This is a genomic window from Aquabacterium sp. J223 (assembly GCF_024666615.1).
GTDB lineage: Bacteria > Pseudomonadota > Gammaproteobacteria > Burkholderiales > Burkholderiaceae_C > J223.
In genome coordinates, this window is record NZ_CP088297.1 from 3122400 (window position 1) to 3149113 (window position 26714).

24 protein-coding genes, 1 tRNA gene and 2 pseudogenes are annotated in these 26714 nt (G+C 68.2%); 15 read left to right on the forward strand and 12 right to left on the reverse strand.

All coding sequences use genetic code 11. From position 1 onward, the window contains the following. Positions 1–134 precede the first annotated feature (134 nt). From LRS07_RS14820 to LRS07_RS14840, 5 genes are all read left to right on the forward strand, one after another. A complete protein-coding gene (locus LRS07_RS14820) occupies positions 135–611 on the forward strand; it encodes a hypothetical protein (RefSeq protein WP_260498770.1) in 477 nt (158 codons plus the stop codon). A 231-nt stretch (positions 612–842) separates the two neighbouring features. Further along, complete coding sequence (locus tag LRS07_RS14825; RefSeq protein WP_260498771.1) at positions 843–2498, forward strand: recombinase family protein; 1656 nt, start codon at positions 843–845, stop codon at positions 2496–2498. Positions 2499–3030: 532 nt separating this feature from the next. Next, positions 3031–3522: a hypothetical protein gene (locus LRS07_RS14830; RefSeq protein ID WP_260498772.1), complete on the forward strand. Its 492-nt coding sequence runs from the start codon at positions 3031–3033 to the stop codon at positions 3520–3522. A 926-nt stretch (positions 3523–4448) separates the two neighbouring features. Beyond that, on the forward strand, positions 4449–4979 hold the full coding sequence (locus LRS07_RS14835; protein WP_260498773.1) for a hypothetical protein: 531 nt from the start codon (positions 4449–4451) through the stop codon (positions 4977–4979). Between the two features lie 101 nt (positions 4980–5080). Further along, entirely contained in the window at positions 5081–5677 is a 597-nt protein-coding gene (locus tag LRS07_RS14840) for a hypothetical protein (RefSeq protein WP_260498774.1), read from the forward strand. Here the strand turns inward: LRS07_RS14840 and LRS07_RS14845 are convergent. The 4 genes from LRS07_RS14845 to LRS07_RS14860 all read right to left on the reverse strand — a co-directional run bounded on the left by LRS07_RS14845 (position 5631) and on the right by LRS07_RS14860 (position 9434). Further along, positions 5631–6899: a hypothetical protein gene (locus tag LRS07_RS14845; RefSeq protein ID WP_260498775.1), complete on the reverse strand. Its 1269-nt coding sequence runs from the start codon at positions 6897–6899 to the stop codon at positions 5631–5633. The two genes, LRS07_RS14840 and LRS07_RS14845, sit on opposite strands and share 47 nt — an antisense overlap. A gap of 370 nt (positions 6900–7269) precedes the next feature. After that, positions 7270–7629: a nuclear transport factor 2 family protein gene (locus LRS07_RS14850; protein ID WP_260498776.1), complete on the reverse strand. Its 360-nt coding sequence runs from the start codon at positions 7627–7629 to the stop codon at positions 7270–7272. A 31-nt stretch (positions 7630–7660) separates the two neighbouring features. Beyond that, a complete protein-coding gene (locus tag LRS07_RS14855; protein WP_260498777.1) occupies positions 7661–8641 on the reverse strand; it encodes a zinc-binding dehydrogenase in 981 nt (326 codons plus the stop codon). A 28-nt stretch (positions 8642–8669) separates the two neighbouring features. Continuing rightward, the gene (locus LRS07_RS14860) at positions 8670–9434 is read right to left on the reverse strand and encodes an SDR family NAD(P)-dependent oxidoreductase (RefSeq protein WP_260498778.1); all 765 of its coding nucleotides are present in this window, start codon (positions 9432–9434) and stop codon (positions 8670–8672) included. Positions 9435–9560: 126 nt separating this feature from the next. Here LRS07_RS14860 and LRS07_RS14865 point away from each other — a divergent pair, with 126 nt between their 5' ends. After that, a complete protein-coding gene (locus LRS07_RS14865) occupies positions 9561–10487 on the forward strand; it encodes a LysR family transcriptional regulator (protein ID WP_260498779.1) in 927 nt (308 codons plus the stop codon). Between the two features lie 302 nt (positions 10488–10789). On the opposite strand, the pseudogene LRS07_RS14870 reads toward LRS07_RS14865, so the two are convergent. Continuing rightward, positions 10790–11704 (reverse strand): annotated as a pseudogene (locus tag LRS07_RS14870) (LysR family transcriptional regulator). 101 nt (positions 11705–11805) lie between these two features. Between LRS07_RS14870 and LRS07_RS14875 the strand changes: the two are divergent. The 4 genes and pseudogenes from LRS07_RS14875 (at position 11806) to leuD (ending at position 15742) form a co-directional block, all read left to right on the forward strand. Continuing rightward, positions 11806–12768, forward strand: a complete 963-nt coding sequence (locus tag LRS07_RS14875) for a tripartite tricarboxylate transporter substrate binding protein (protein ID WP_260502126.1) — start codon at positions 11806–11808, stop codon at positions 12766–12768. A gap of 2 nt (positions 12769–12770) precedes the next feature. Continuing rightward, positions 12771–13688, forward strand: coding sequence for an alpha/beta fold hydrolase (locus LRS07_RS14880; RefSeq protein WP_260502127.1), 918 nt, complete (start codon positions 12771–12773; stop codon positions 13686–13688). Beyond that, positions 13685–15100 (forward strand): 3-isopropylmalate dehydratase large subunit, encoded by a 1416-nt coding sequence (gene leuC, locus LRS07_RS14885; RefSeq protein ID WP_260498780.1) that lies wholly within the window; start codon positions 13685–13687, stop codon positions 15098–15100. Before LRS07_RS14880 ends, leuC begins: the two co-directional genes overlap by 4 nt. Continuing rightward, a pseudogene (gene leuD / locus LRS07_RS14890) lies at positions 15097–15742 on the forward strand (3-isopropylmalate dehydratase small subunit). Before leuC ends, leuD begins: the two are co-directional and overlap by 4 nt. A gap of 465 nt (positions 15743–16207) precedes the next feature. Here the strand turns inward: leuD and LRS07_RS14895 are convergent. Further along, complete coding sequence (locus LRS07_RS14895; protein ID WP_260498781.1) at positions 16208–17617, reverse strand: amidase; 1410 nt, start codon at positions 17615–17617, stop codon at positions 16208–16210. Positions 17618–17716: 99 nt separating this feature from the next. Between LRS07_RS14895 and LRS07_RS14900 the strand changes: the two genes are divergently transcribed. Beyond that, positions 17717–18292, forward strand: a complete 576-nt coding sequence (locus LRS07_RS14900) for a TetR/AcrR family transcriptional regulator (RefSeq protein ID WP_260498782.1) — start codon at positions 17717–17719, stop codon at positions 18290–18292. A gap of 352 nt (positions 18293–18644) precedes the next feature. Here LRS07_RS14900 and LRS07_RS14905 read toward each other — a convergent pair whose 3' ends face one another. From LRS07_RS14905 to LRS07_RS14925, 5 genes are all read right to left on the reverse strand, one after another. Next, a complete protein-coding gene (locus LRS07_RS14905) occupies positions 18645–20207 on the reverse strand; it encodes a site-specific integrase (RefSeq protein ID WP_260498783.1) in 1563 nt (520 codons plus the stop codon). 102 nt (positions 20208–20309) lie between these two features. Continuing rightward, positions 20310–20385: transfer RNA gene (locus LRS07_RS14910), tRNA-Ala, on the reverse strand. Between the two features lie 34 nt (positions 20386–20419). After that, a complete protein-coding gene (locus tag LRS07_RS14915; RefSeq protein WP_260498784.1) occupies positions 20420–21394 on the reverse strand; it encodes a PDR/VanB family oxidoreductase in 975 nt (324 codons plus the stop codon). Positions 21395–21479: 85 nt separating this feature from the next. Then, positions 21480–22421, reverse strand: coding sequence for a helix-turn-helix domain-containing protein (locus tag LRS07_RS22460; RefSeq protein ID WP_260498785.1), 942 nt, complete (start codon positions 22419–22421; stop codon positions 21480–21482). Between the two features lie 11 nt (positions 22422–22432). Beyond that, the gene (locus LRS07_RS14925; protein ID WP_260498786.1) at positions 22433–23419 is read right to left on the reverse strand and encodes a 2-dehydropantoate 2-reductase; all 987 of its coding nucleotides are present in this window, start codon (positions 23417–23419) and stop codon (positions 22433–22435) included. Between the two features lie 488 nt (positions 23420–23907). Here LRS07_RS14925 and LRS07_RS14930 point away from each other — a divergent pair, with 488 nt between their 5' ends. From LRS07_RS14930 to LRS07_RS14945, 4 genes are read left to right on the forward strand one after another with little or no spacing between them, the layout of a single operon-like run. Next, entirely contained in the window at positions 23908–24327 is a 420-nt protein-coding gene (locus tag LRS07_RS14930; protein ID WP_260498787.1) for an energy transducer TonB, read from the forward strand. 19 nt (positions 24328–24346) lie between these two features. Beyond that, the gene (locus LRS07_RS14935; protein ID WP_260498788.1) at positions 24347–25108 is read left to right on the forward strand and encodes a MotA/TolQ/ExbB proton channel family protein; all 762 of its coding nucleotides are present in this window, start codon (positions 24347–24349) and stop codon (positions 25106–25108) included. Positions 25109–25125: 17 nt separating this feature from the next. After that, positions 25126–25554 carry an ExbD/TolR family protein gene (locus LRS07_RS14940; RefSeq protein WP_260498789.1) on the forward strand — a complete coding sequence of 143 codons (429 nt, stop codon included), beginning with the start codon at positions 25126–25128 and terminating at the stop codon, positions 25552–25554. 11 nt (positions 25555–25565) lie between these two features. Continuing rightward, positions 25566–25991, forward strand: a complete 426-nt coding sequence (locus LRS07_RS14945) for an ExbD/TolR family protein (RefSeq protein ID WP_260498790.1) — start codon at positions 25566–25568, stop codon at positions 25989–25991. On the opposite strand, the gene LRS07_RS14950 is transcribed toward LRS07_RS14945, so the two are convergent. Further along, a complete protein-coding gene (locus tag LRS07_RS14950; protein ID WP_260502128.1) occupies positions 25988–26554 on the reverse strand; it encodes a TMEM165/GDT1 family protein in 567 nt (188 codons plus the stop codon). The two genes, LRS07_RS14945 and LRS07_RS14950, sit on opposite strands and share 4 nt — an antisense overlap. Between the last annotated feature and the right edge of the window lie 160 nt (positions 26555–26714).

A 26714-nucleotide genomic window follows, 5' to 3' on the forward strand; every position in this document is an offset into this window, starting at 1 on the left:
CAGCGTAGGCCATCCATTCGAAAGACACCATGAATACAACCCTTCGCACCGCGTGCGATATCGAGGTCAAGCTTCAACCGTCGCGCTTCCACCGCCTTCGCGGCGGCAGCGTCGAGCACATCCAGTCGGACGTGATGCTGCCGGTCATCCCCGCGCAAGCCGGCGTCCTGCAGATGGCGTCGACCACGGGGGCGGTCGCCACTCGGTGCGCCATGCTGAGCCTACCCGACAGCCGGTTCGGCATCGTCATGGTCGGCGGCGGGCGGGACATTACCGCCCTGCTCTTCGACCTCGGCGAGGCGGACGTGCGGGAATGGCTGCTGGACGGCGCCCGCAAGGGTCGACTGCCGCTCATCGTGCGCTCCAACGAGCACACGCGGCTGCTGATGCTCGCGCTGGACGACGACATCGAGCGGCTCGCCCAGGAGTCCTGCACGGCACGCCCGGCGTCCGTCGCGGACCTCGAAGCGGCGCTGCAAAGCGTCTTCAAGCAGCTCGACGAAGAAGCACAGCTGGCCCAGTGGGAACTGGCGCCGGGCGACATCGAGCGCTGTGTCATCAGCCCGCTGATTTCCAGCCGCTCCTACAGCGAACCGTCCCCGGTTCACTGACAGGCCCCTGATGCATTCGCCCCGCCGCTTCGGCGGCGGGGCTCCCTTCTCTCCGATGGGACGCATCTTCATCCGGCGGCGATCGCTCTTCTGCGATCAGCATGCCCGAGGACACATGAAACACCACCTGAGACCTGAGCTCTTGGAGCTCATCGACCTGCTCGTGGCCGTTGCGGCGCCCGCCGCGACGGTCCTCATCCCCTCACCACAACAAGAAGAAGGAGCCACCGAATGGGGCACCCCTGCATCTACGGCCGCTACTCGCTCGACATCCAGAAACCCACCTCCATCGACGACCAAGTCTCGCGCTGCCGCTCGCTCGCGGCGCGCGAAGGCCTGACTGTCGCGGACGACTGGGTCTTCTCGGACGAGGCGGTGACGGGCCGCGCCGAGGGCCTGACGAAGCGCATGGGCTACCAGCGCATGCTGGACGCCTGGGAGGCCGGGCTGCTGGACATCGTCTTCGCCGACGAGGTGTCGCGGTTCAGCCGGGACATGCTCGATGGCGCCAAGCTGATGCGCATGGCCGAGCGCACAGGTGTGGTCATCGTCACCGGCGACGGCATCGACACCCGTCGCGAGGGCTGGCAGACCCTGTGGACGATGCGGCTGGCCATGGCGGCCGAGGAACTGCGCAGTGTCGCCAAGCGGACCTCGCGCACGATGCAGGGCTGCCTCGACCGGGGCCTGATGATTGGGCCGCCGCCCTACGGCTATGCGTTGGACATCCGGCGCAAGGACAAGGACGAACAGAACCTCAAGGGTGCCCGCTGGGTCGTCAACGAGGCGCAGGCTGAGGTCATCCGCACGATGTTCGGCTGGCGCAAGTCCGGCCTGTCGGTCGCGGCCATCGCGCGGCGTCTGAACGACCAGGGCATCGCCTGCCCCCGGACCTCCGGCGCCAAGCGGCCGGGCTACTGGCGCCCGGCCACCGTGCACCGGATGCTGCAGAACCCCATCTACCGGGGGACCTTCGTCTACCTGGGCTCGGGTGCCACCCGGGCCAAGCTGGCGCGCCAGCGCAAGATGCCGGAGACCAAGGCGTACGACCGCCCGCAGTTCCGGTTGGTAGACGATGCGCTCTGGCAGGCCTGCAACCCACCGAGGCAGCAGCGCACCCGGGGTGGCACCAAACACCTGTTCGCCAACTTCGTGCAGTGCGGCGACTGTGGCTGCTACCTGTCCCTCAAGGGCACATCAGCCAGCTGGACGCTGCACTGCCCGCAGTGCGAGCAGGCGGTGCGGGTGGGCGAGCGCGAGTCCTTCATCGGCTACACCTCGGTGGTGGCGGCGCAGAAGACGCTGGAGCAGGCCCTGACGCTCCTTTTCACCGGTCCGGTGCGCGACGAGTTCTCGGCTCGCCTGCGTGCCCGGCTGGAGAAGGGACCGGGCGAGGAGGAGGAACGGCTGCGGGCCCGCCGGCTGGAGCTGGAGTCGTCATGCGAGCGGCTGCTGCAGCTGGCGCGTCGGCCCGGCATCGGGCTGGAGTTCCTGGCTCAGCAGCTGGAAGAGGACAAAACCGAGCTGGACCGGGTCACCGCCCGCCTGGCGGCGCTAACCAGGGCGGCCGGCAAGGTGAGCAAGGCGGCCATCGAGCGGCAGCTGGCGGTGGAGCCGACCACGGTCGTGTCCCAGCTGCTCAATGGCGCCGCACCAGCGCACGAGGTTCGAGCCACGCTCAAGCGGCTCATTGAGTCCTTCCGGTTCGTGGACCGGCCGAGGAAGTTCGAGGCGATGTTCGAGATTCGATTCGTACCCGGGGCCTTCGTGGCCGAGTTGTCCGACAGTGATGTGCTGGACAGTACCGCGGTGACGATGCGCATCCACACCAAGACCGGGGCGAGACGACCGCCGCCTTGGGAGGTCACGGTCACGCAAGTGACCTGAGCAGTTCAGCGGAGCCTTCGGGCTCCGCTTTTGCGGATCCTCGCGAGTAGCCTTCGGCATCGGCCTGAATCAGCTGCCGAATACTTCACATCGCTGCGGGTTGCAACGGCCGCTTCGGCAGGTCATGATGGCAACGTCATCGGGCGCACACGCCCACAGAGGTTGGCGGCGGCAAAGCCCGCACGCTGAAAGAAGGACTGGCGTCCACGCAACGCCCCTCGCCTACCCCCCGGCTCGTTCTGAGCCGCGGTACCCCCGGAAATTCTCAACACCACAGGTCCGTCTGGACTTGCCGCGCCGTGCATATCACGGTTGCCTGGTTCTTTAACAAACTAGCGTCGCCGCACGCACCGAGCAGAGCCGAACAACCGCCTGCCGGAGTACCACAGGGAAGTGTCTGTTGCGGTGACAGAAGGCATCGCGTCAAGCGCGATGACGTGCCGTCCAGGACGGCACCCCGCTTCTCACCCTCGGTGGGTTGAGCCAACACATCTTGCCAGGCCCCTTGGCCTGCTCGCTAATCACGAACACCATGAACAACAAGACCAACACCTCTTCCATCGAATCCGCATCCGAGCTGCCTGCACAGAAGGTGGCGGTCTATCGCTTCAGGGCGCAGTTCCCGGTTGACGCTGACTTGGTTTTCGCAGTGCTGAAGCGGTGGCTGCTGCGATGGCAGCTATCGTTCTCCAGGGACCCCGGGGAGCACTGGCCTCACGGCCCCATTGAGGTCGAAGTGACCCTGTCAAGCGCGGCCCCCGGGTTGCCGGCGCTGCGCTGGCTTCTCGGCCAGCTGCCGGACTGTGATGTCGCCGCTCGAAGCTTCGACGACGCCGCGCTTTACAACGGTGAACTGAAGCCGGCCTCTGGCGCAGTACCCAGGACATATAGAGAAGCTGCGTACGACGGATGGGCGGCCGCCATGAAAACCATCGAGCATTGCGCTGCACAGGTGGGGCCGCTGACCGTTTTTATTGAGCGCATGCACAACGAACTGCGCGACGCGCACTCAGACGAGGACTGAAAAGGCCAGCCGCGCTGAGCGAAGCAGAGGCGTCGGCTGCGCGCAGCGGCGCACGACAAGATCGTCCGGCGGAGGTGCAGATAAATGCGGTCCGCTATACCGAGTGGCAATGTCGCCAGCCACTGGACCCACCATGCATCCGGACATTATCCGCCCTTCTCCCACCGTCAACCGCTTCCAGCCCGTCGAATACGAACCGTCGACGCATCGGCTGGTGTACATCCATTTGTACCTCGCTGCAGCAAGACCCCAGCCGCATCTACGGCGACGACTGGCGAGCCCTCGGCTTATGGGGTGTCCTGGTACCGCAATCAACTCCGAGCGCGCTGGTGGGCAATGCCGCGCTGCACGCATTCCATTGGCTATTGCCTATCAGGCAGGTATCGTCGGTGGAGTGGTTGATGTGGGATGCTGCCACGGGCAGCGCGCTGGAACTGAGCGACGACATCGACTGGGAGACCGACGAGGACGACGTCGCGGAGGTGTACTTCGTCGGCTACCTGGGTTGATGCCACAAACAGAAGGGCCAGCGCTGCGCGCCGGCCCTTGTCTCGCCACGGTGGTTTTGTCTCGTTCTGGTCCCAGAACATGACGAAACCCCTGTGGTGCTTGTGGCCCACGGCGTGAGCATGAGGCCCGCTGCCAGATTGTCACGACTCTTCTTCCTTGCCGTTTACCAACATCTTTTCTCGGGCCTTCGAGAAAACATGTTGGCAAACCGCTCGTCGGATTTATGGCGCCATTTAGTTGAATTCAATTGTCAAACACTGGAGAGATTGCCATCATGTCGATATTCCGACTCGTACTGCCCTGAAACTCCCGACCCACCAGCATGCGACCACATCGACCCTCGATCGTTGACTCCGGCATTTTCAGTTTCGGCATGGTGCCGAGACGGCCGGCTGTCATGGAGAGAGGAAAGAACGATGGATACCGCCATGAAGGTTCGGCTGGTCGTGGCCGACGGAGAGTTCGGCACGCCTGACAAGAAGGGGCTCATGCCCGTGGTCGTGAAGCTGCCGTCCCCGGGGTTTCTGGACCTGATGCAGACGGCCTATACCCTCGGGTTGTACAGCCACCCGATAGGCATCGGCTTCGTCGACCTGCTGTGCGGCCAGAGCCGGGTCAACGTGGCATTGGACCTGAGCGACACCACGACACGGCGGATGCTGGCGTCCTGGCGGCGCCACGGGGCGCGGCTGGAGCTTCGCAGCGGCGACCAGTCGGTCTGCCTGAATTGCGCCCGCACCCCTCTGATGCGGTCCCGCATCCAGGCGGCGTTGACGATGCCGCTGAGGCGCAATCCGGCGCTGTTCACAGCCATCGCCTGCTCGCCACCGCTGTACCTGTCGCTGTCGGCGTCGCCGCTTCCAGGCCAGGACGAGCCGGTGCCGAATTTCCTGTACAGCGCCGCCTTCAGCGACGAGCACCTGCAGGTGCTGAGCGCCTCGGCTTAAACGCGCCTTCGCGACCCGGGCGGCCCACAGCAGGACCGCCCGTGTCTTCGGAACCCCACATTTTTGCGGCGCCGATCTCCTTCGGCCGCAGGAGCATCCCCATGCGAAATCTCACACTCATCAACCACGTTCAACGCCTGGCGTCTATGGTCAGCGCGAAGCTAGAACTCGGGCACGGCAACGCGGCCGTCGTGTTCCACATCGACGAGGACCGCGTGTTAAAGCTGACGAGCGACCCGGCCAACTCCGCCCTCCTCTCTCGCCAAGCCAGCGGTGGGCGACCCTGTACTGCCCTGCCCTTCGTCCACGAGGACCTGGGCGTTGTTGCGCAGTGCGAGGACCATCTGTACCGAGGCTTCCTTCTGGAGCGACTGCGTCCCGCCCAGACGTCGCAGACGCTGGACTTCATTGCTTCGGGGGAGTCGACACGCCAGTCCCATGACCCGGCAGCACTGGACCCGGCGGTCGACGCGCGCTGTCTGCGGCGCATTGCGGCCGGCGCTCCGTGGACGCTCGCGCCGGTACTGCGGCGCCTGGCAGGGGACGTGGCGGCCAACGGCTGGTTGCTCGACCGCTTCGACAACGGCAACGTCATGGAGCGGTCGGACGGCACGCCGGTGCTGTCCGACCTGGTCTACGCCTTCGTGCCGCTCAGGCGCCCGCAGGACTGTCGCCCGGGGCCGCGGTCGCCCAGCTGACGTTGAGCTCCACCCGCCGTCCAGTGCGTTCGGCCCATGCCTCGGCCCGGCGGCGCACCTCCGCCGGGCAACTGGGGAGCGCCGCTTCGACGCGGCACCGGGTCGAGACGTGTGCCAGGTCGAGTTCCGGCCATTGGAACTCGGCCCACACGGGCCGGCCGTTGAGCGTGTTGACCAGCACCAGCCGGCAGGTGCTTCCTGCCGGCAGTGCGTCTACCGCCGCTCGGGTCTGCTCGTCTTCTGCATTGAGCAGCGCCGCGTACAGGTGCATGCCGCAGGTCGCGGTCAGCACGATGCACGTCGGCTCATCGAGGCTTGGGGGCGGTACGGTGACGTCGACCCCTATCCCGCTGGCGGCTGCCTCGGTGCACATGTCCTGCGGTGCGTCGAGCCACAGGACGGTCTCGATGTCGCGCGGCACCTGAGTCGCCCACCAGTCGCCGACCGTCAACAGCGAGCCGAGGCGGCCGTCGTCGTGGACAGTAACGCTCACCGACGGCCGCTGCAGGAGCGTCTCGGGTGGCAGCCGCCACGACGACCGAGCACCGCAAGGGTCCGACAAGACTTTCAGGCGCAGGCGGCTGGGCGAGGCGGCAGGCATTTCGCCGTCCTCGAGCGCCCGGGTCATCGCCTGGACCTCGGTCAACGGCAGGTCGAACAGGGGATGGCGGCAGGACGCCCCATCGCCAGCCTGTAAGGAGCCGACGAGCAGCTCGTCGATGGGATAGCCGGTGATGGTGATGTGCTCCTGGCACTCGTAGAGCACGATGACACCGCCGCACATGAGGCCGGTGTTGATGGACCGGTTGACGTCTCTGTCGTCGATGACGAGATGCCGGCTGTCCGGGTCCCAGGGGTCGGCGTTTCCCCAGCCGGCGATGGCAAGCCACTGGCCGATGTACCAGGGATTGTGCTCATCTCGGTCGAGGTAGGGGCTCAGCGACTCGCGCCAGACCAGCGACGACACGTCGTGAGCCCCGGAAACTGCGAGCCGGATGTACCAGACCGGCCAGTGGGCAAGGCCCTCAGGAACGAGCGGCGCCAACGTAGCACCCGACAGTTCCAGGAGGGATGCGTCCTGTTCGATGGCGTCTCGTCGGAGCGCAGAAAGCGTTGGACACCTCTGCTGCGCGGCCACGAGCGGCAAGGTGGAAGGGGTACCGGCGCGCGCAAGCGCCGCCAGGACAGCAGCCTTGCTGACGGTCGAGATACCGTCGTCCATCAGTCGCTGGGCGTTTACGGGGGAGGCAGGAGATTGGGCCATCAAGGTCTACGAAGTTGGGGACCTTGTGTAGATACCGGGCGTGAGGGGCCATCCGCTCGCCCGAACGAGCGGCCGCTTTAGACTGGAGGCGGTCACTCAGCCTCGCGCACGAGTGCGACGGCACTCGGCCAGGAGCAGTCGCTCCACGAAACACCGTACTCACGCTCAAGTCTGACGACGCCCACTCGGGCCGGTTCAGGGATGGGCTTCAGACCTCGCGGCGCCATCCATCGCTTCAATCTGGCTGCCGCGACGCAGCCCGTTCACACCCAACCATCGTGAACAGGCAAGGAGACCGATCGCAATCTGTTGGTGCGGATGGCAAGTTTCAGCCTTCTCTCTCGATCAGTACCCACAGCCGGGCGATGCGGCCGTTGACCACTTCGGCCGTGTCGAAGCCCCTGACGACCACCGGCCCTCCGATCGCGCCCGCTGACCAGCGCAGTGTTCCGATGCCGTGGTGACCCACGCCGGGCCCCTCCGGTACGAAGCGGAACTGCGGTCCGAACTGCCTGAGCAACTGGGCCGCCACGCGCGAAATCGCCTCACGTCCCGCGACCGGCCCGCCCGGCTCGTACATGATCGCGTCCTCGGTGAAGATCTCGCCAATGGCAGCGTCGCGTTTGCCATCGTCGCGCTCGTTGAACACACGCTCGAGGTTGGCTCGCAACAGGCGGTCGTAGTCCACCGTTGCCTGGGTAGGCTGTTCTGCCATGGTTTCAAGCTCCCGTGTGGTCGCCGACATGCCGTGGCACAAGCACTGGCAGTCCGGTCAGGCGGCGCGCATCGATCGCCGCGTGCACCGCGCTCGCACCCTCCAGCGGATGCCGGACGATGTCGACGTCATCGAAGATTCCCGCGCGCACCGCGGCGAACAACTCGCCGCTCGCGGCGGCCTGGTTCGCAGGGGTCACGTACTGCGGGGCTCCCCCGCCTCGGATACTGATGGCGCGGCGGACCAGTTCCTGCCGGTCCGGACGGGGCGCGCCCGATGCGGCGCCGATCGTCAGGATGCTCCCGCCATCGCGGACCGCGGCAAGCGACGATGGAAATGACGCCTCCCCCACGAAGTCGTACACGGCGTCCACGCCGTGCGGCTTCAGTGCCCGCACCTTATCCACGAGATATGGATCCGACGCGACCAGGGCGAGGGATGATGCCCGGGCGACCCCAGGTAGTTTCTGCGCTGAACCCGCAACCCCGATCACTGTCGCTCCCAGGTGGCGGGCCCAGCGGACCAATACCGAGCCCACGCTGCCCGAAGCACCCTGTACCAGGATGCTGTCCCCGGCCTTCAGCGGATGGAGCGCGCGCAATCCCATCCACGCGGTCAGCCCCTTGGCAAGGAATGCCGCGGCTTGCCGCGTCGTGATGTCGTCGGGCAGCCGCACGAGAGCCGATGCGTCGACCACGTTGAAGTCTGCATAGGCGTTCGGCGCAAAGAAGTAGCCGACGCGCTCCCCGGCCTGAAACGCCGTTTCCGGACCTGCCGCGGCCACGACGCCCGCGGCCTCGAAGCCCAGCACCGTGGGCAGGGGAGCGGGAAAGGCGCCGGTGCGCACCATCGTGTCCACGAAGTTCACGCCGACCGCCTCCTGGCGTACCAGCACCTCGTGTGGCCCTGGCCGCGGGAGCGCGGTCGTCTCGTAGCGCATCACGGAGGCGTCACCATGCGCACGGACCAGGACGGAATGGTTCATGGTTGTTCTCTCCAGCATGCCGCCGCGATCAGGCAATCTGCCCTCCGTCGACGTTGAGCGTTGCACCGGTGATGTAGCGGGCGTCCGGCCCTGCCAGGAAGGCCACGGCGCCGGCGATCTCCTCGGGCTGGCCATAGCGCCCAAGTGAGGTCATGGCACGCAATTGGTCGGCGAAGGCGCTGTCCTGCGGATTCATTTCCGTGTTGATGGCGCCCGGCTGAATGACATTGACCGTGATGCCACGAGGCCCGAGATCGCGTGACCAGCCCCGGGTGTAGGCGGCCACGGCGGCCTTGGACGCCACATAGTCCGCCACGCCAGGGAAGGCAATGTGCGTGGCTCCGGTGGTGCCGATGGAGACGATGCGTCCGCCCTCGCTGAGCACGGGAGCCGCGGCCCGGACCGCCGCCACGACCCCCTTGATGTTGATGTCGATCTGACGTTCCAACGCTGCGAGATCCACCGCGGGATCATCGACAAGGCCGGTGACGAAGACGCCTGCCGAGTTCACCAGGATGTCCAGGCGTCCCATGGCCTGGTGGGCCGTCTGCACGAGCTGCCGGACCTCGGCGGCGTTGGCCTGGTCGGCGCGGACCGCGAGCACCCGGCGCCCCAAGGACTCCACTTCAGCGCTCACGGCCTGCGCTCTCGCGGCCGAATTCGAGTAGCTGAACACCACGTCTGCCCCGTCCTGCGCGAGCCGGCGAACGATGGCGGCGCCGATGCCACGCGAGCCGCCGGTGACCAGTGCCACCTTGCCGGCCAGGGGATGTGTGTCGTTGATGGTGAGCACGGTGTTTCCTTTGCGGTGAGGCTGGTTGCGATGGCTGAACTGTGTGCGCAGCCTCCCGCGATTGGTAGCCGTCCCGTGCTTGAATAACCTTCAAGCTTTGCTTGAAGATACGGTACGCTGTGTTTGATGGAGACCCTCGCGAACCTCGAATCCTTCATCCGCAGTGCCGAAGCGCAGAGCTTTTCCGCCGCCGCTCGACGGCTGGGCTTGACGCCTGCAGGTGTCAGCCGCAACGTGGCGCGGCTGGAGTCCAATCTCGGCGTGCGGCTGTTCCAGCGCAGCACCCGCAAGCTGACCTTGACGGAGGCGGGCGAGCGCTTCCTCGAAGGCATTGCAGGGGGGGTGGACAGCATCCAGTCGGCGATCGCTTCGGTTCATGCAGGAACGAGCGAACCCACGGGGACCCTGCGCGTCACGATGCCTCCTGGCTTCGGGGCGGATTACGTGATGCCGTTGCTGCCGGGCTTCATTCGGCGCTACCCCAAGGTTCTGTTGGACGGGCACCTGGAGAACCGACGCGTGGACCTGATCGCGGAGGGTTTCGACGTTGCGATCGGTGGTGGCTTTGAGCTGTCCGCGGGCTTGGTCGCGCGGGAACTGGCCCGCATCCACATCGTCGCCGTGGCATCCCCGGCTTATCTGCAGGGCCGACCGATTCCGAAGGACCCACTCGACCTGGAGGACTGGGACTGGATCGGCATGCGGTCCGTGCAGCTGGGGCGTGTGAGGACTCGGCAGCTTCGCAACCGTTCAGGACGCGAGGTGCGTTTCAATACCGCACCTCGGCTCGCCTTCAACGATCCAGAGGCGGTGTCGCGCGCCGTGGCGATGGGGCTCGGCGTGACCTTGCTGTCCATGCCGCATGCGGCACCGCTGCTGAAGGCCCGAACCCTTCAGCGCGTGCTGCCGACCTGGTACTGGGACGATGGCCCGATTTCCATGTACTTCCCCGGAAAAAAGCTGCTGCCGGCAAAGACCCGGGCGTTCATCGACCATGTGATCGGGCAGTTCAAGGAGAAGCGCATCGCGGAGTCCCTGCTGGCCGACAGATGAAGCCCGGTTCGCGCACCGGTGGAGCGGGGAAGATTGATACGAGATGGTCAGAGGCTTCCAACGCTGCCAAACGTCTGCCGTTCTACGATGCCATCGTTCAAGTCCGCTGGGCGAGGGTCTGCCATGGGTCGGAAGCGGAAGATCGGCAATGCTCATCTCACCGACCGCTCCCGCTGCAAAAGGGCAAGACTGACTCTGATGACCGGACCGGTGATGTCTTGACGCTTCGTCAGACACGATGCGATCAAAGTACCGCTTCCAGCGACAACCGGAAGCGAGAGTGGCCCTTGTGCGCCCACCACTCACCAGCCCCCTGCGTCCCTTGATCGGTGAGGCTCGAAGGTCGACAGCAGAAAGTCGACCAGCGCCCGAGTCTTGGCCGACAGGTGGCTGCGCGGCGGGAACACCGCATAGATATCCGCCGGCGGCAGACTCCACTCGGCCAGCACAGGTCATAGCTTGCCGGACCGCAGCATCGGTGCTGCCTCCCAGATCGAGCGCATGAGGATGCCGTGTCCGTCGAGCGCCCAGCCCAGCACGCATTCCCCGTCGTTAGACGCAAGCGGCCCGCGGACCTTGACCGTCTCGGTCTTGCCGCCCAGCTGAAGGTGCCAGCTGCCGAACGTCTCGTCGCTCTCGCGGATGAACAGGCAGGCGTGCCGCGCGAGGTCGCGAGGAGACGACGGCTCGCCGGCACGCTTCAGGTAGGCCGGAGCGGCACACAGCACGCGCTGGTTGCGGGCGAGCAGCCGGGCCGTCAGACGGGCGTCGGGAAGCTCGCCGAAGCGGATCTGCAGGTCGAACCCCTGCTCCACCAGGTTCACCGGCCGATCGGTAAGGTGAAGCTGCAGTTCCACGTCGGGGTAGCGACGTGCGAACGTCGACAGCGCCGGCGCGATGTGCCGGCGACCGAAGCCCAGCGTGGCGCAGACCCTCAGCAGTCCTTTAGGGACCGCCCGGCTTCCCATCACGGTTCGCTCGAGCGCTTCCAGCGCTTCGAGCACCCGCGTGCCATCGACCAGGTAGGTCTCGCCTTCAGGTGTCAGGCTCATGCGGCGAGTCGTTCGCTGCATCAGCCGCACGCCCAGCCGTCGCTCGATCGCAGCCAGCCGCTTGCTCACCGCCGGCGGCGTCAGCCCGAGTTGTTGCGCGGTGGCAGCCAGGCTGCCGTGCTTGACCAGCACGGTGAAGAAGTCGAGGTCCGAGAAGCCGTTCATTGATAACTCAGACGACCGAAAGAACTGCCGGGATCGACATTATGTTGGTTGTCGTCACGCATAGGATGCGCAGAGAACAGCGGTCCATGAAGGAGACAACCATGCAACGTCGGCACCTCGTGCTCGCCCTGGCCCTCGCCGCCGGCTCGACCGGTGGCTTCGCCCAGACCTACCCGGAGCGCCCGGTCAAGCTGGTGGTGCCGTACGCGCCCGGCGGAAGCGCCGACATCGTGGCGCGCTTGATCGCGGACGAATGGGGGAAGGCGCTGGGCAGGTCCGTGTTCATCGAGAACAAGGCGGGTGCCGGCGGCAACCTGGGCGTGGACGCGGTCGCGAAGTCCCCTGCCGACGGCTACACCGTCGGCCTGCAGACGGTCTCGCTCGCCATCAATCCGTCGCTTACGGCGAAGATGCCCTACGACACCCTGAAGGACCTGGCGCCGATCGGCATGGTCGCCTCGTCGCAGCACGTGCTCGTGGTGAACAACAACCTGCCGGCCAAGAACCTGAAGGAGCTGATCGGGCTGGCGAAGGCCAAGCCCGGCAAGCTCACCTACGGCTCGGCCGGCGGCGGCAGCACCTTCCACATGTCGGCCGAGCTGTTCAAGGCCATGGCTGGTCTGGCCATCGTCCACATTCCCTACCGTGGCGGCGGCCCGGCCTTGACCGACACCATCGCGGGGCAGGTGGACATGTCCTTCCCCGTGCTGTCCGCGGCACAGGGGCATGTGCAGGCCGACAAGCTGCGCGCCCTGGCCGTGACGGGCTCGAAGCGCTCGCCGTTGATGCCCAACGTTCCCACGATCGCCGAAGCCGGGGTGCCTGGCTATGCCTTCGAGACCTGGTTCATGGTCTTCGCGCCGGCCGGCACGCCGAAGCCGGTGCTCGACAAGCTCAACGCCTCGCTCACCAGCGTGCTGCAGTCGACCAGCGTGAAGGAGCGCATGGCGAAAGAAGGCTTCGAGGCGACGCCCTCGACGCCCACCGAAGCCGCAACGCGCCTTCAGGCCGAGATGCCCAAGTGGGCGATGCTCGTCAAGGAACGCGGCATCACCGCGGAATAGACGTGGACCCGACCGATCTCTTCCCCGGCTTCGCGACGCACGACATTGATGTGGGCGACGGCGTTCGCCTCCACGCCCGGGTCGGCGGCCGAGGCGCCCCGCTGCTGCTGTTGCACGGCCATCCGCAGACCCACGCCATCTGGCACAAGGTGGCGCCCGCGCTGGCCGACCACTTCACCTTGGTGCTGGCAGACCTGCGCGGTTATGGCGATTCCTCGAAGCCGACCGGCGAAGCGGACCACGCCAACTACAGCAAGCGCACGATGGCGCGCGACCTGCTGCGGTTGATGGACTCGCTCGGCCACCCGCAATTCGACGTGCTGGCCCACGACCGTGGCGCGCGTGTCGCGCACCGGCTCGCGGTGGACCACCCCGACGCGGTGCGCCGTCTGGTGCTATTGGACATCGCGCCGACGCTGGCGATGTACGAACAGACCCGCCAGACCTTCGCCCGCGCCTACTGGCACTGGTTCTTCCTGATCCAGCCCGCGCCGCTGCCCGAGCGCCTGATCGAGGCCGACCCGGCCGCCTATGTGCGCGACGTGATGGGCCGTCGCAGCGCGGGCCTGGCGCCGTTCGATCCGCGCGCGCTGGCGGCCTACCAGCGCGCCGCGGCGCTGCCGGGCACCGCCCACGGCATCTGCGAGGACTACCGGGCCGCCGCCGGCATCGACCTGGAACACGACCGTGCCGACTGCGAGCGGGGTGTGACGCTGGCCGTCCCGCTGCTCGCCCTGTGGGGACGCGACGGGGTCGTGCACCGCTGCTTCGATCCGCTGGCCGAATGGCGACGTGTCGCTGTCGACGTCCGCGGCGGACCGCTGGCCTGTGGCCACTACATCGCCGAGGAAGCGCCCGACGCCCTGCTCGCCGAGGCGCTGCCGTTCCTCACCCAAGCCCTTGACGAGGTACGTCGATGACCGCCCGCACCCTCTACCAGAAGCTGGTCGACTCGCACACCGTGGCGCGGCTGGACGAGCAGAACCTGCTGCTGTTCTGCGACCTGCACCTGATGAACGAGTACACCAGCCCGCAGGCGTTTGCGGGGCTGTACGAGCAGCACCGCAGCGTGCCGATGCCGGGCCAGAACGTGGCGGTCGTGAGCCACATCATCCCCACCCACCCGACCAAGTTCCGGGTCATCGCGGATCCTCCGTCGGCCCTGCAGGCGACGAACCTGAAGAAGAACTGCGACCACTTCGGCATCCCGCTGTTCGACACCAACGACGCCCTGCAGGGCATCGAGCACGTCGTCGCGCCCGAGCACGGGATGATCCGGCCCGGCATGGTGGTCATCTGCGGCGACAGCCACACGACGACCTACGGCGCCCTCGGCGCGCTCGGCTTCGGCATCGGCACCACCGAGGTCGAACACGTGCTCGCCACGCAGACGCTGGCCTACCGCCCGGCGAAGGACATGCGCATCCGGGTGGACGGAGTGCTGCCGGTCGGCGTGACGTCCAAGGACCTCGTGCTCGCCATCATCGGCCGCATCGGTGCCCAGGGGGCACGCGGCTACGTCGTCGAGTTCTGCGGCACGGCGATCGACGCTCTGTCGATCGAGGCTCGCTTTACGCTCTGCAACATGACCGTCGAAGCAGGCTCGCGCGGCGCGTTGATCGCGCCGGACCAGAAGGCCGTCGACTACGTGCTGGCGCATGCGCCCGACATCGGGACCAAGCACCGCGAGGCCGCGCTCGCGTCCTGGCGGGACCTGCACTCCGACGCCGACGCCGCATTCGACGTCGAACACCGTTTCGATGCGAGCGAGGTCGTTCCGCACGTCACTTGGGGCACCAGCCCCGACCAGGTGACGGCGATCGACGGTCACATGCCCCGGCTTCAGGATCTGCCAGAGGGACCGGTGCGCACCAGCGCACAGCGCGCGCTTCAGTACACGCGGCTGCAGGAAGGGACGGCGATCGAAGGAACGCCGGTCCAGCACGTGTTCATCGGCTCCTGCACTAACGGTCGGATCGAGGACCTGCGCGCCGCCGCCACGATCGTCCGTGGCCGCCACGTCGCGGACGGCGTGCGCGCCATGGTCGTGCCTGGCTCGGGGGCGGTGAAGGCGGCGGCCGAGGCAGAGGGACTCGACCGCGTCTTCCTCGACGCTGGCTTCGAATGGCGCCAACCCGGCTGCTCGATGTGCCTCGCGATGAACGACGACGTGCTCGCCGAGGGCGTCCGCTGCGCCTCGACCACCAACCGCAACTTCGAGGGCCGCCAGGGTCGAGGGGCGATCACCCACCTGATGAGCCCGGCGATGGCCGCCGCCGCCGCCGTGACCGGCCGCATCACCGATGCCCGCACCCTGGAGACGCTGCCATGACCGCACCCGTTGTCATCGAGGGCCGCGCCGCGGCGCTTCGCATCGAGAACCTCGACACCGACCAGATCATGCCCAAGCAGTTCCTGCGCGGCATCGACAAGTCCGGCCTCAAGGATGGCTTGCTGTACGACCTGCGCTTCGATGCCCAGGGCCAGCCGCGGCCCGATTTCGTGCTCAACCGACCGGCCTATGCCGACGCGTCGATCCTGGTCGGCGGCTCCAACTTCGGCTGCGGCTCGAGCCGCGAGCACGCGGTGTGGGGGGCTGCAGCAGTTTGGCATCCGCGCCATCGTCGCGTCGAGCTATGCGGAGATCTTCCACTCGAACGCGATGAACAACCGGCTGCTGCTGGTGACGCTGCCGCCCGAGCAGGTCGCCCGCCTGATGGACGACGCGGACGATCTATCCGGCAACGGCGTGGCGATCGACATCTCGGCGCAGACCCTGCGCAGCCGCAGCGTGCAGGTGAGCTTCGAGCTGCTGCCCCGCCACCGGCGAATGTTCCTGGAGGGGTTGGACAGCATTGGCCTGTCGCTGACCTACCAGGACCAGATCGCCGCATTCGCCCGCAAGCACTGGGCCCGCTCGCCGTGGCTGAAGGACGTGGCCGCCACCGCGCGGGCGCGGCTTGGCAACACCTGAGGCATGTGGCGACGGTCCGCAGGACCGCCGCACCGGGTCGAGCGGCCGGCAGCCCTCACGGGTGCCGGCCGCTTCGCAGCTTGGCGGGTATCAAGTCCACGCTGCCGCCTCGGCGACGGTGAATGCCGTCATGTTGACGATGCGCCGCACCGTGGCCGAAGGCGTCAGCACGTGCGCGGCCTTGTCTACCTCCAGCAGGAGGGACCGATCCCAATGCCGCGCCCGGCGACGCCCTAAGCGGGTTGTATGCGATGCACCGGAAGGACGACTGTCGGCCACAACCTGTCCGTCGCCAGTGGCCGCTATCGGGTACGTTTCAAGTTGCCAAGCTCGGCCGCGCCGAGGCGGATGAGTTCATTGCCGAAGTCTGTTCGTTGGCGGCCCGTGGTCGCAGACCAGCCACGGGCGCAGGCAGTGCCTGGGACAAGCGCCCAGGGTGTGTCCTCCTAGGCGTCATGCGCAGAGTCAAAGCGTCGGATGCAGGTCGCGCACCGTGCTCACGCTCTCCAGCAGCGAGGCCACATGCAGGATGGTCGACTCCGCGAGCCAACTGCCCACGAGCTGAACGTTGATGGGCATCCCTTCCTTGCTCGTTCCGAAGCGCATCGAGATGCCGGGCAGGCCGGTCACGTTCAGGGGAACGGTGGCGCCTTGCAGGTAGGTGGCATCGACCTTCTGGCCGTCGATGACGAACTCGGCGACGCCGTGCTTGTGTGCCGGTATCGGCAGGACATGCGTGAGTAGCACGTCGAAGTTCTTGAAGTACTCGGCGTAGCCGTCGCGGATGCGTTCGGCAGCCTGCTCAGCGTCGATGTAGTCGCTCATCGACGTATCGGGCAATCCCAGCATCGTCTTGGCCATCTTGTAGAGCTCGTCCGCGCTGCGGCCGGCCGTCGCCTCGGCGAACGCGGGCTTCATTTCCATGACGTGCAGGCGGTTGAAGACGTCGAGTGCGAAGTCCTTCTCGAGCGCCGGGATGCCAACGGCTTCCACATGCAGGCCCAGACCCTTGAGCGCATTGGCCGCGGCCACGACCGTCGCCTTGACTTCTGCGTCGACGGGGCCGAAGCCGGGGCCGGTCATGTATCCCACGCGCAGCTGGCGGTGCGGCTGGCGACCGATACCCGCGTCGAAGGCGGCGGCGCTCGTCGAAAACGCGTCCTTGCCGTCCGGCCCGGCAAGCTGCGAGAACGCCAGCGCCAGGTCGCGGATGCTGCGCGCCATCGGGCCGACGTGCCAGAAGCGGCGCGGCGCGCGCGGCCAGATACCGGTCATCGGGACGCGACCATGGGTTGCCTTCAGCGAGACGATGCCCGTCTGAGCCGCCGGGCCGCGCACGGAGATGGCCAGGTCGGTACCGAGACCGATGGGGGACATGCCGGCAGCGATGGCGGCCGATTCGCCGCCGCTGGAGCCGCCAGGCGTGCGGGTCAGGTCCCACGGATTGTTCGAGCGGCCGCTGAGCAGGTTGTCACTCTCGATCCAGTATGAGAACTCAGGAAGGTTCGTCTTGGCCAACAGGATGCCGCCGGCCTCCTTCAGGCGGGCCACGCTCTCGGCGTCGGCATCGGGCTTGCGACCCTTGAAGATGGGAGAGCCGCGCTGCGTCAGCACATTGGCGGTGTCGATGGAGTCCTTCGCGGTGAAGGGCACGCCATGCAGCGGGCCGACTTCCTTGCCTTCCTTGAGTGCCACGTCCGCGGCCAGGGCCGCCTGCAGTGCGCCATCCGCGAGGGTCACGATGGCATTGACCTTGGGGTCGACCACCTCGATTCGGTCGAGGTGCGCCTGCACGACTTCCACGGAGGACAGTTCGCGCGTACGGATGAGTTCTGCCAGCTTGGTGGCGTCGAGGAAGGTGATGTCGGAGTTCATGGAAGTCCTTTCAGATTTATATACCAACCACTTGGTAGATGAATGATAAAGGCTAGAATTTGGACTTGTCAACACCCGCTTGTCGAAGAGGTATTTGAGGTGGGCCGGAAGCCAGACCCGAACAACGCTCGCGAAGCCATCCTGGAGGCCGCCAAGAAGGCGGCGCAGTCTCGTGGCTATGCGGGCTTGAACTTCCGTGAGCTGGCGGAAGAGGTCGGCGTCAAGCACGCCAGCCTGTACTACCACTTCGACACCAAAGGTGACTTGGCGGCTGCTGTTGCCAAGCGCTACTGGGAGAACACCGCAGCGAGACTCGAAGCGATGGCTGCCGAGTCGCCAAGTCCCGATGAGGCGCTGCGCCGGTATCCGGAGATCTTTCGCAAGTCACTCCAGGATGCAAACCGCATGTGCTTGGCAAGCTTCATGTCTGCGGAGTACGACGACCTGCCTGAAGCGGTCAAGACGGAGGTGCAACGGTTCGCCGATGTCAACGTCGCTTGGTTGACCAAGACGCTCGTCGCAACTGGACTTGCTCGGGATGTCAGCGAGCAGAGAGCCAAGGCAATCTACGCCGCCGTCGCTGGCGCCCAGCTCATGGCGAGAGGCCGCTCCGACATTGCGCTCTTTGATGCGCTGATGGACGGCTATCGAAGCGCCGGACTGCTGCCAGCATAGGCAGCCGGGGAACCAGAAGTTCACGCTCTCGTTCGCGCCGGCGCCCGTCGCTTCGCTTGCCTGGTGGGCTAACGGGACTCCCCCAGATTGAACTTTCCGAACGACTGGCATGTGGCGGCCAAATCGCAATCGAGCTACCGCTGTGGGTCGGCAGCGTCAGTTCGGTCCCAGTGGTAAGCAGTCGGCCGCGGAGCGCCAGACTGCCTCGAGCACCGCCTACGGCCCCTCCACCTCGTACTGCTCACATTCGAGCGTCCCGCGGTTGCGAGGTCCAACGGCTGCTAGATGGCAGACAGCGTGAGTTCACCCTTGGTGCTTGACCGGCCGGAACCGCTGCATACCGGTCGTCCACCTACTTCGGATGCAGGTGCGTTAGATCAAGCCCTTTGATCTGAAGGTTGCGCATAGCCGCGACCTGTGGCTCAAGCGGATAGAAGATGTCCCCGTAAGCCTCCACGATCTCGTTCGTGGGCGTGTGCCCAATGATTGCCTCACGCACCTCAGGCGGGATACCAGAGGCAGCCTTCTGCTTGCACACAGCGACGAAGCTATGCCGAAACGAGTGAAAGACCCGTGACGGATCGGTAATTCCAAGCTGGTGGAGATAGCGCCCGAACCAGGTCGAAAACGTCGTGCCCAGCTTGTTGTAGGCGTCTCGCTTCAGCATGGGGAACAGCCGCCCTGCCTTCACGCTTGCGACGTAGTCAAGGAAGCCCAGCCTGACCAACTCCTCGTGAAGCGGCACCTGCCGCACGGAGCTGCTGTTCTTGACCTGCCGCTGCCCCTCAGCGTGGATGACGAGGTAGTGCCCGTGCTCCTCATCCTTGCGGACGTCTTCCGCGTGGAGCTGCGCCAATTCCTCAAGCCGTGCCCCCTGGAACAGCGACAGCAACGGCAGCCAGTACTGAGACGCGCCGAGCGACTTGCGCGGCACGAAGCCCGGCTGGTAGACCGGTCCCGTGAAGATGGTGTTCAGCTCCGCAACGGTGAACGGCAGCCTGGTGCGGCTCTTCAGTTCGACCTCGTCAAGCGCCACCTCCACCCCATCGAACGGGTTGACGCTGATCTTGCCGTCCTTGCGGGCACATTCGAAAGCGGCGCGCAGGAACCCGATGCACTTGGCCACCGTGCGACGCGACGCCTTGCCACTGTCGATGAACCGGTTGCGAAAGCTCACGGCATCCTGCTTGGTCAGCATCGCCGGGGTGGTGGCGGTGGTTCGGGCCTTAAGTTCCTCGAACGCCTGCTCGAAGGCACGCACCGTCTTCAGCGGTCGGTTGGGCTTCCACCCTTTCCACAGCCGGAACACGTCGTCGTAGGTCAGCGCGTCGAGCGGTAGCAGCGGGATGTCGACGGACTCGCCCCTGCGGCGGCGCAGGATCGCGTCGTACACCTCGATCTCGGCCTGCTGGAAGCGCCTGGCCAAGCGCTCATACGCAGAGCCGCGAGGCACCCGCAGGTCGATGGACGTTAGAAACGCGTCCAGGCTGCGGTACACGTCGCCGAGGAAGCCGCGCGCGTAGTTGTCGCGCAGCAACGGCATCCAGTCGCTCAGGATGTCCAGATCGAGCTGCCGCGCGCTGGCGTCGAGGCCGCGGATGCGCTGCAACTCGTCGTCAGCCAGCATCGAGGACCGGAACCGCAGGCACAAGGCCTCGATGTCGGCGTCGCTCAGGTGAAAGATCGCACCGCTGTAGCCGTCAACCAGGCGACGGGTCTGCCTGGCCAGCGCCGTGAACTCGCGCTCGAGTTGTTCTTTGTGCTCGACGGCGCGTCGATGCGCCTCGCGCTCGTCGCCCGTCTTCAGGCTGACCGACACCATCTTGCGTCCGTAGGCGCTGATCAGCTCCTTCGGCACGCGGGCGCGGAAGTAGTAGACCGCGCCGCGACGGGTGATGTGGTGGGTGCTGGGCATGGGCCGAAAAGCAGTTTGTGCATCAGTTGTGTGCACCACTTGCTATCGACCGGGCCGGCCAAGGCTTGAGTTCCCTGGGGAATCAAGCACTTAGCGCTGTTTTGGTGGAGACGAGGAGGATCGAACTCCCGACCTTCGCATTGCGAACGCGACGCTCTCCCAGCTGAGCTACGTCCCCGAAAAGCCGCGCAGTGTAGCACTGCGCGAAGCGCTCACAGATCGAGCACCAGACGCTCCGACTTGGCACGCGAGCAGCAGGGCAGGAACTGGTCGTTGGCGGCCTGTTCCTCGGGGGTGAGGTACAGGTCCTTGTGCTCGACCTCGCCCTCGAGCACGCGGGTGAGGCAGGTGCCGCACACGCCCTGCTCGCACGACACCGGCACGAAGACGCCGTTGGCCTCCAGTGCCTGCACCACGGTCTGCGCGGCCTCGACGCGGATGACCGCGCCGCTGCTCTTGATCACCACGTCGAAGTGCCGGTCGGCGGCGGAGTGGGCCTCGACGCCGGCGAAGTACTCGTAGTGCACGTTGGCCTCGGGCCAGCCGGCATCGGCGGCCTGGGCTCGCACCGCCTCCAGGAAGCCCTTCGGGCCGCAGACGTAGAGGTGCGTGCCGGCCGCGGGCGACTTCAGCGCCGACGGCAGGTCCAGCTTCTGCTCGGCCGCGCCGTCGTCGTGGTGGAACAGCACCTTGTCGGCGAAGCCGCTGGCGCGGATGCGCTCGGTGAAGGCGGTGCGCGCCGGCGAGCGGCAGGCGTAGTGGAAGGTGAAGTCGCGGCCCAGCGCATGCAGCCGCTCGGCCATCGCCAGGATGGGGGTGACGCCGATGCCGCCGGCGAACAGCAGGCTGCGCGGGGCGTCCTCGACCAGCGGGAAGTGGTTCTTCGGCGCGCTGATCTGCAGCGTGTCGCCTTCCTTCAGCCCGTCGTGCATGGCCACCGAGCCGCCGCGGCTGGCCGGGTCGCGCAGCACGCCGATGAGGTAGCGGTGGCGCTCGCCGGGCGGGTTGCACAGCGAATACTGGCGCAGCAGGCCGCCGGGGGCGTGCACGTCGATGTGCGCGCCGGCGTCGAAGGCCGGCAGTTCGCTGCCGTCGGCGGCGACCAGCTCGAAGCCGGCAATGCCCTCGGCCTCGACGGTCTTGCGCGCCACGCGCACGGTCAGCAGGGAAGTTGTCTCGTTGGTCATCACGCCACCTCAAGGAAACGCCGGGCGGCCCCAGGTTTCCTTGCCCCTTGGGGGGCAGGGCGGGCGATCGCTCGGCCTGGGGCTTTCAGAAGGGCGGCAATGGTATCAACGCGGGGGCATGGCCGCGGCCAGCAGCTGGCCGGCCAGCTCGCGGGCGGTGCTGCGCAGCAGCGGCAGCCGTTCGGCCGCGATCCCGGCCGCGCCATGGCGCTCGGCTTCGGTGCCGGTCACCAGCGCGGCCACCGGCCGGCCGTCGTCGCCCGGCACCGGCACGGCCACCAGCCGCAGCTCCAGCGGCAGCAGGCGGTCGACGACGGCATGGCCCTGCTCGCGCACCTGCCGCACGCGCTGCACCAGGTCGTCGGGCAGGCCCCACGTCCGCTGGGAGCGGTGGCCGCAGCGCTTCGCGGGCGCAGTAGCCCGCCACCGCCGCGTCGTCCTGGCCGGCCAGGAAGACCAGCCCCGCGGCACTGGCGTGCAGCGGCTCGCGGTGGCCCAGGTTGGGCGGCTGCTCGTCGGGCGTGCGCGACACGGGGAAGTTGGAGGTGCAGGCCACCGTCGACACGTCGCCGTCCGGCAGCACCAGCATGCAGAAGCCCTGCAGCGCCTGGCTCAGCCGCGCGACCAGCGGCCGCGCGATGTGCGTGAGCTGGGTCGACGACAGGTAGCCGTGGGCGAAGGTCAGCACGCGCGGCGCCAGGCGGTACTGCACGCCGTCCTGCTGCACGTAGCCCAGCACCTGCAGCGTGTGCAGCAGCCGCCGCACCGCCGCGCGGTGCAGGTGGGTGCGGTGGCTGACCTGCGCGATGGTGAGCGGGCGGCGCTGCTCACGGAAGGCGTGCAGCACCGACAGACCACGCGCGAAGGCCATGACGAAGCCGCGGTCGCCCGACCAGGGCTGCAGTTCCTCGGCCACGGTGCCGGGCGGCGGGCTGGTGCCGAATTGCACCCGCGCCAGGCGCAGCTGCGCCTCGTCGCATTCCGGCACGTCGGACACGTCCGGCAGGTCGTGCGGCGACGCGGCCATCGTTCGTGGGGTCAGGCGGGGTACAGGCCGCGCACCTGCCCGAACACCCGCGTCATGCCGAACAGCGCGTCGACGTGCGGGCTGGCCAGGCCGAGGTGGGCGCCGATCTCGCGCACGGCGCCGACGATGGCGTCCAGCTCAAGCGGCCGGCCGGCTTCGACGTCCTGCAGCATGGAGGTCTTGAAGGCGCCGAGCCGGCGGGTGACGGCATGCCGTTCCTCCGGCGTCTGCGCCACCGCGCAGCCGATGCGCTCGCCGATGGCGGCCGTCTCGGCCATCGCCGCGCTGCAGAAGGCGCGGGTGAGCGGGTCGTCGAGCAGCCGGTCGACCGTGGCGCCGGTCAGCGCCGACATCGGGTTCATCGTCAGGTTGCCCCACAGCTTGTACCAGATGTCCCGCCGCACATCGGCCGAGCAGGTGACGTCGAACCCGGCGGCGGTGAGCACGTCGGCCAGGGCCTGCAGCCGCGGGCTCGGGCCGCCGGCCGGCTCGCCGACGATGAGGCCGCGGCCGCTGCGCCAGTGGACCTCGCCGGGCGTCGCGACGGCCGCCGCCAGGTGCACCACGCAGCCCAGCACCTGCGCCAGCGGGATGGCGCGGGCGGTGGCGCCGTCGGGGTCGACGCTGCGCAGCGCCAGGCCGCTGGCCTGGCCGGCCTGTTGTCCAGCGCAGAACCACCAGGGCACGCCGTTGATCGCCGGCAGCACGAGGGTGCGGTCGTCGAGCAGGGGCGCCATGCCCGCGGCCACCGCCGGCATGGCCGGCCCCTTGACCGCCACCACCACCAGGTCCTGCGGCCCGAGCGACCGGCTGTCCGCCACCGCCTGCACCGGTGCCTGGAGCAGCGTGCCGTCCGGCCGCTGCACCCGCCAGCCGTGGCGCTGCAGCGCGGCCAGCGTGTCGCCACGGGCCACCGCCGACACCGCATGGCCCTGGGCCGCCAGGTTGGCGCCGATGACGCCACCGATGGCGCCCGCCCCGTAGATGCACACCCTCACCGTCGGTCCTCCGTCGCCGTCAGAACCGGCATTGTCCCTTGCCGGGCGGTCGGCCACGACCCGGCGCCGCCGCCGGCGTCACGGCGCCGACGCTATAGTCGCCGGCCCCTGAAGGCCGGCGGTTCCTGGCGACCGCCGCGGCCGCCGGTGCCAACGGCCGCCCCTGTCCCGCCCATCGCCCTCGCCCCCGTCCGTGCCCTCACCTCGATCGTTCCCGGCTGGCAAGCGTCCGATGGTCGGCGCGGTGGTGGTGGTGCTTCATGCGGTGCTGGGCTGGGCGCTGCTGCGCGGGCTCGACCGCAAGCCGGCCGAACTGCCCCGGCCGCCGGTGGAGGCGACCATCGTGACGGAGGCGCCGCCCCCGCCCCCCGCCACCGCCTCCGCCACCGCCCCCTCCCCCGCCGCCACCGCCGCCGCGCCCGGTGCCCGCACCGCGGCCGGCGCCGGCGCCTGCGCCACGGCCTGCACCGGCGCCGGCGCCCACGCCGGTGCCCGCGGTGCCCGAGCCGACGCCCGCCGTGCCGGTGCCAGCGCCTGCGCCGGCACCGCCTCCCGCACCCGCCGCACCGCCGGCGCCGGCGGCACCGCCCGCCCCGCCGGCGCCGCCCGCGCCACCGGCCCGCACGCCGCCGCAGCTCAACTTCGGCGCCTGCGTCGTGCCCTACCCCGAGGCCGCCAAACGCGCCGAGGTCGAGGGCTCGGTCACCATCGCCTACACGCTGGACGTCGACGGCCGGGTGGTCGAAGCCCGCGTCCAGAAGTCCAGCGGGCCGACGCGCGAGCACAAGCTGCTGGACCGCGCGACCCTCGACGCCACGCTGACCTGCCGCGGCCGCGCCGGCACCGTCGACGGGCGGGCCGAGCGCAGCGCGGGCACGGTGACCTACCACTGGCGCCTGACCGATTGAACCGAACGAAGCGAGCCCCATGACCCGACCGTCCCTTCAAGCCCTTCGCCGCAGCGCCGCCATCGCCCTGCTGGCCACCCTCGCCGGCCTCGCCCAGGCGCAGGGCGGCGCGGCCGAGAACCCCTATGGCCTGGCCGCGCTGTGGGCGCAGGGCGACGTCGTGGCCCGCGGCACGCTGGTGCTGCTGGTGCTGATGTCGGTGGCCAGCTGGGTGGTGATCGTCGACAAGCTGCTGATGCAGCGGCGCCTGCTGGCGCAGGCCGCGCTGGCCGAGGAGCGCTTCTGGAAGGCCGGCAGCGTGAAGGCCGGCGTGGAGGCCCTGCCCGCCGACAGCGCCTTCCGCACCATCGCCCAGGCCGGGCTGCAGGCCGAGGCCCACCACGAGGGCACGCTGGTCGAGCGCATCGACCGCCACACGTGGATCTCGATGTCCGTGCAGCGGGCGGTGGACCGCACCGCCAGCCGGCTTCAGGACGGCCTGGCGCTGCTGGCCACGGTGGGGTCGACAGCGCCCTTCGTCGGCCTGTTCGGCACGGTCTGGGGCATCTACCACGCGCTGACCGCGATCGGAATCGCCGGCCAGGCCAGCATCGACAAGGTGGCCGGCCCGGTCGGCGAGGCGCTGATCATGACCGCCATCGGCCTGGCCGTCGCCGTGCCGGCGGTGATGGGCTACAACTGGCTGATCCGCCGCAACAAGGCGGCGATGGAGCGGGTGCGCGCCTTCGCCGCCGACCTGCACGCGGTGCTGCTCGCCGGCGACGCCCGCGTGGTGGCCTGACCGATCGGGGCCGCACCATGGCGATGAGCATCGGCCCGGCCGACGGCGACGACGAGGACGCGCCGCTGTCCACCATCAACACCACACCGCTGGTCGACGTGATGCTGGTGCTGCTGATCATCTTCCTCATCACCATCCCGGTGGTGACGCAGACGGTGCCGGTGCGGCTGCCCGACGAACGTCAGCAGCCGACGCAGGCCAAGCCCGACGACATCGTCATCGCGGTCGACCGCGACGGCGCGGTCTGGTGGGGCCTGCAGCGGCTGCCCGACGCGGCCGCCCTGCTGCAGCGGCTGCAGGCCGCCGCGCGCCAGGCGCCCGCGCCGCAGGTCCAACTGCGCGGCGACGCCGACACGCCCTACGAGCACATCGCCCGCGTGGTCGCCGCCTGCCGCCAGGCCGGCATCGCCAAGGTGGGCTTCATCACCCTGCCCTCGGCGCCCTGACGGAGGACCGCATGGCCATGTCCCTCGGCAGCCCGGACGGCGACGACGAACCGATCGTCGAGATGAACACCACGCCGCTCATCGACGTGATGCTGGTGCTGCTGATCATGCTCATCGTCACCATCCCGATCCAGACCCACGCGCTGCGGGTGGACACCCCGCGGCCGAGCAGCAGCCCGCCGCCGACGGAACCGGCGCCGCAGCGGCTGGTGATCGAGGCCGACGGCAGCGTGGACTGGAACGGCGAGCGGCTGGCCGACCGGTCGGCGTGGACCGCGCGGCTCGACGCGCTGGCCGCGCAGGCCGACCCGCCGACGCTGACGATCAAGCCCGACCGCCGCGTGCCCTACCGCCACGTGGCCGCGCTGCTGGCGGCGGCGCAGCAGCGCGGGCTGCAGAAGGTGGCGATCGTCGACGACCCGACGCTGGCACCCTAGAGGGCCGACAGCGCCACCATGGCGCCGAGGCCGACGAACAGCGCCGCCGCCAACCGCCGCACCCAGTGCAGCGGAATCCGCTGCATCAGCCGCGGACCCCATACCGCCACCGGCACGTTCGCCAGCAGCATGCCGGCCGTCGTACCGACCACCACCGCGCCCAGTTCGGGGAAGCGGGCCGCCAGCGCCACGGTGGCGATCTGCGTCTTGTCGCCCATCTCGGCGGCGAAGAAGGCCAGCGCGGTGGTGCCGAAAACGCCCCAGCGGCCACGCGGCTTCGGCACCTCGTTCTCGTCGAGCTTGTCCGGCACCAGCATCCACAGGCCCATGGCGACGAAGCCGGCGGCCAGCAGCCACTTCAGCCGCGCCTCGCCCACCACCTGCATGAACCAGTGGCCCAGCGCGCCGGCCAGCGCGTGGTTGAGCAGGGTCGCGACCAGGATGCCGGCCACCACCGTGCCGGGGCGGCGGAAGCGCGTGACCAGCAGCAGCGTCAGCAGCTGCGTCTTGTCGCCGATCTCGGCCAGGGCCACCAGGCCGGTGGACAGCAGCAGGGATTCGATCAAACGGGACTCACGAGGCCGGGCGCGAAACGGATGACCGGCCGCGTCCGCCCGGCATGGGGTCGCGGCTGGCCAAAAGTCTCGCTGCACCGGCAGGTCGATCGGGGGTCGATCGGCCCGCCGGCTGCCCGCGCCATGCCACCGGGCGGTGGCAAGTGTG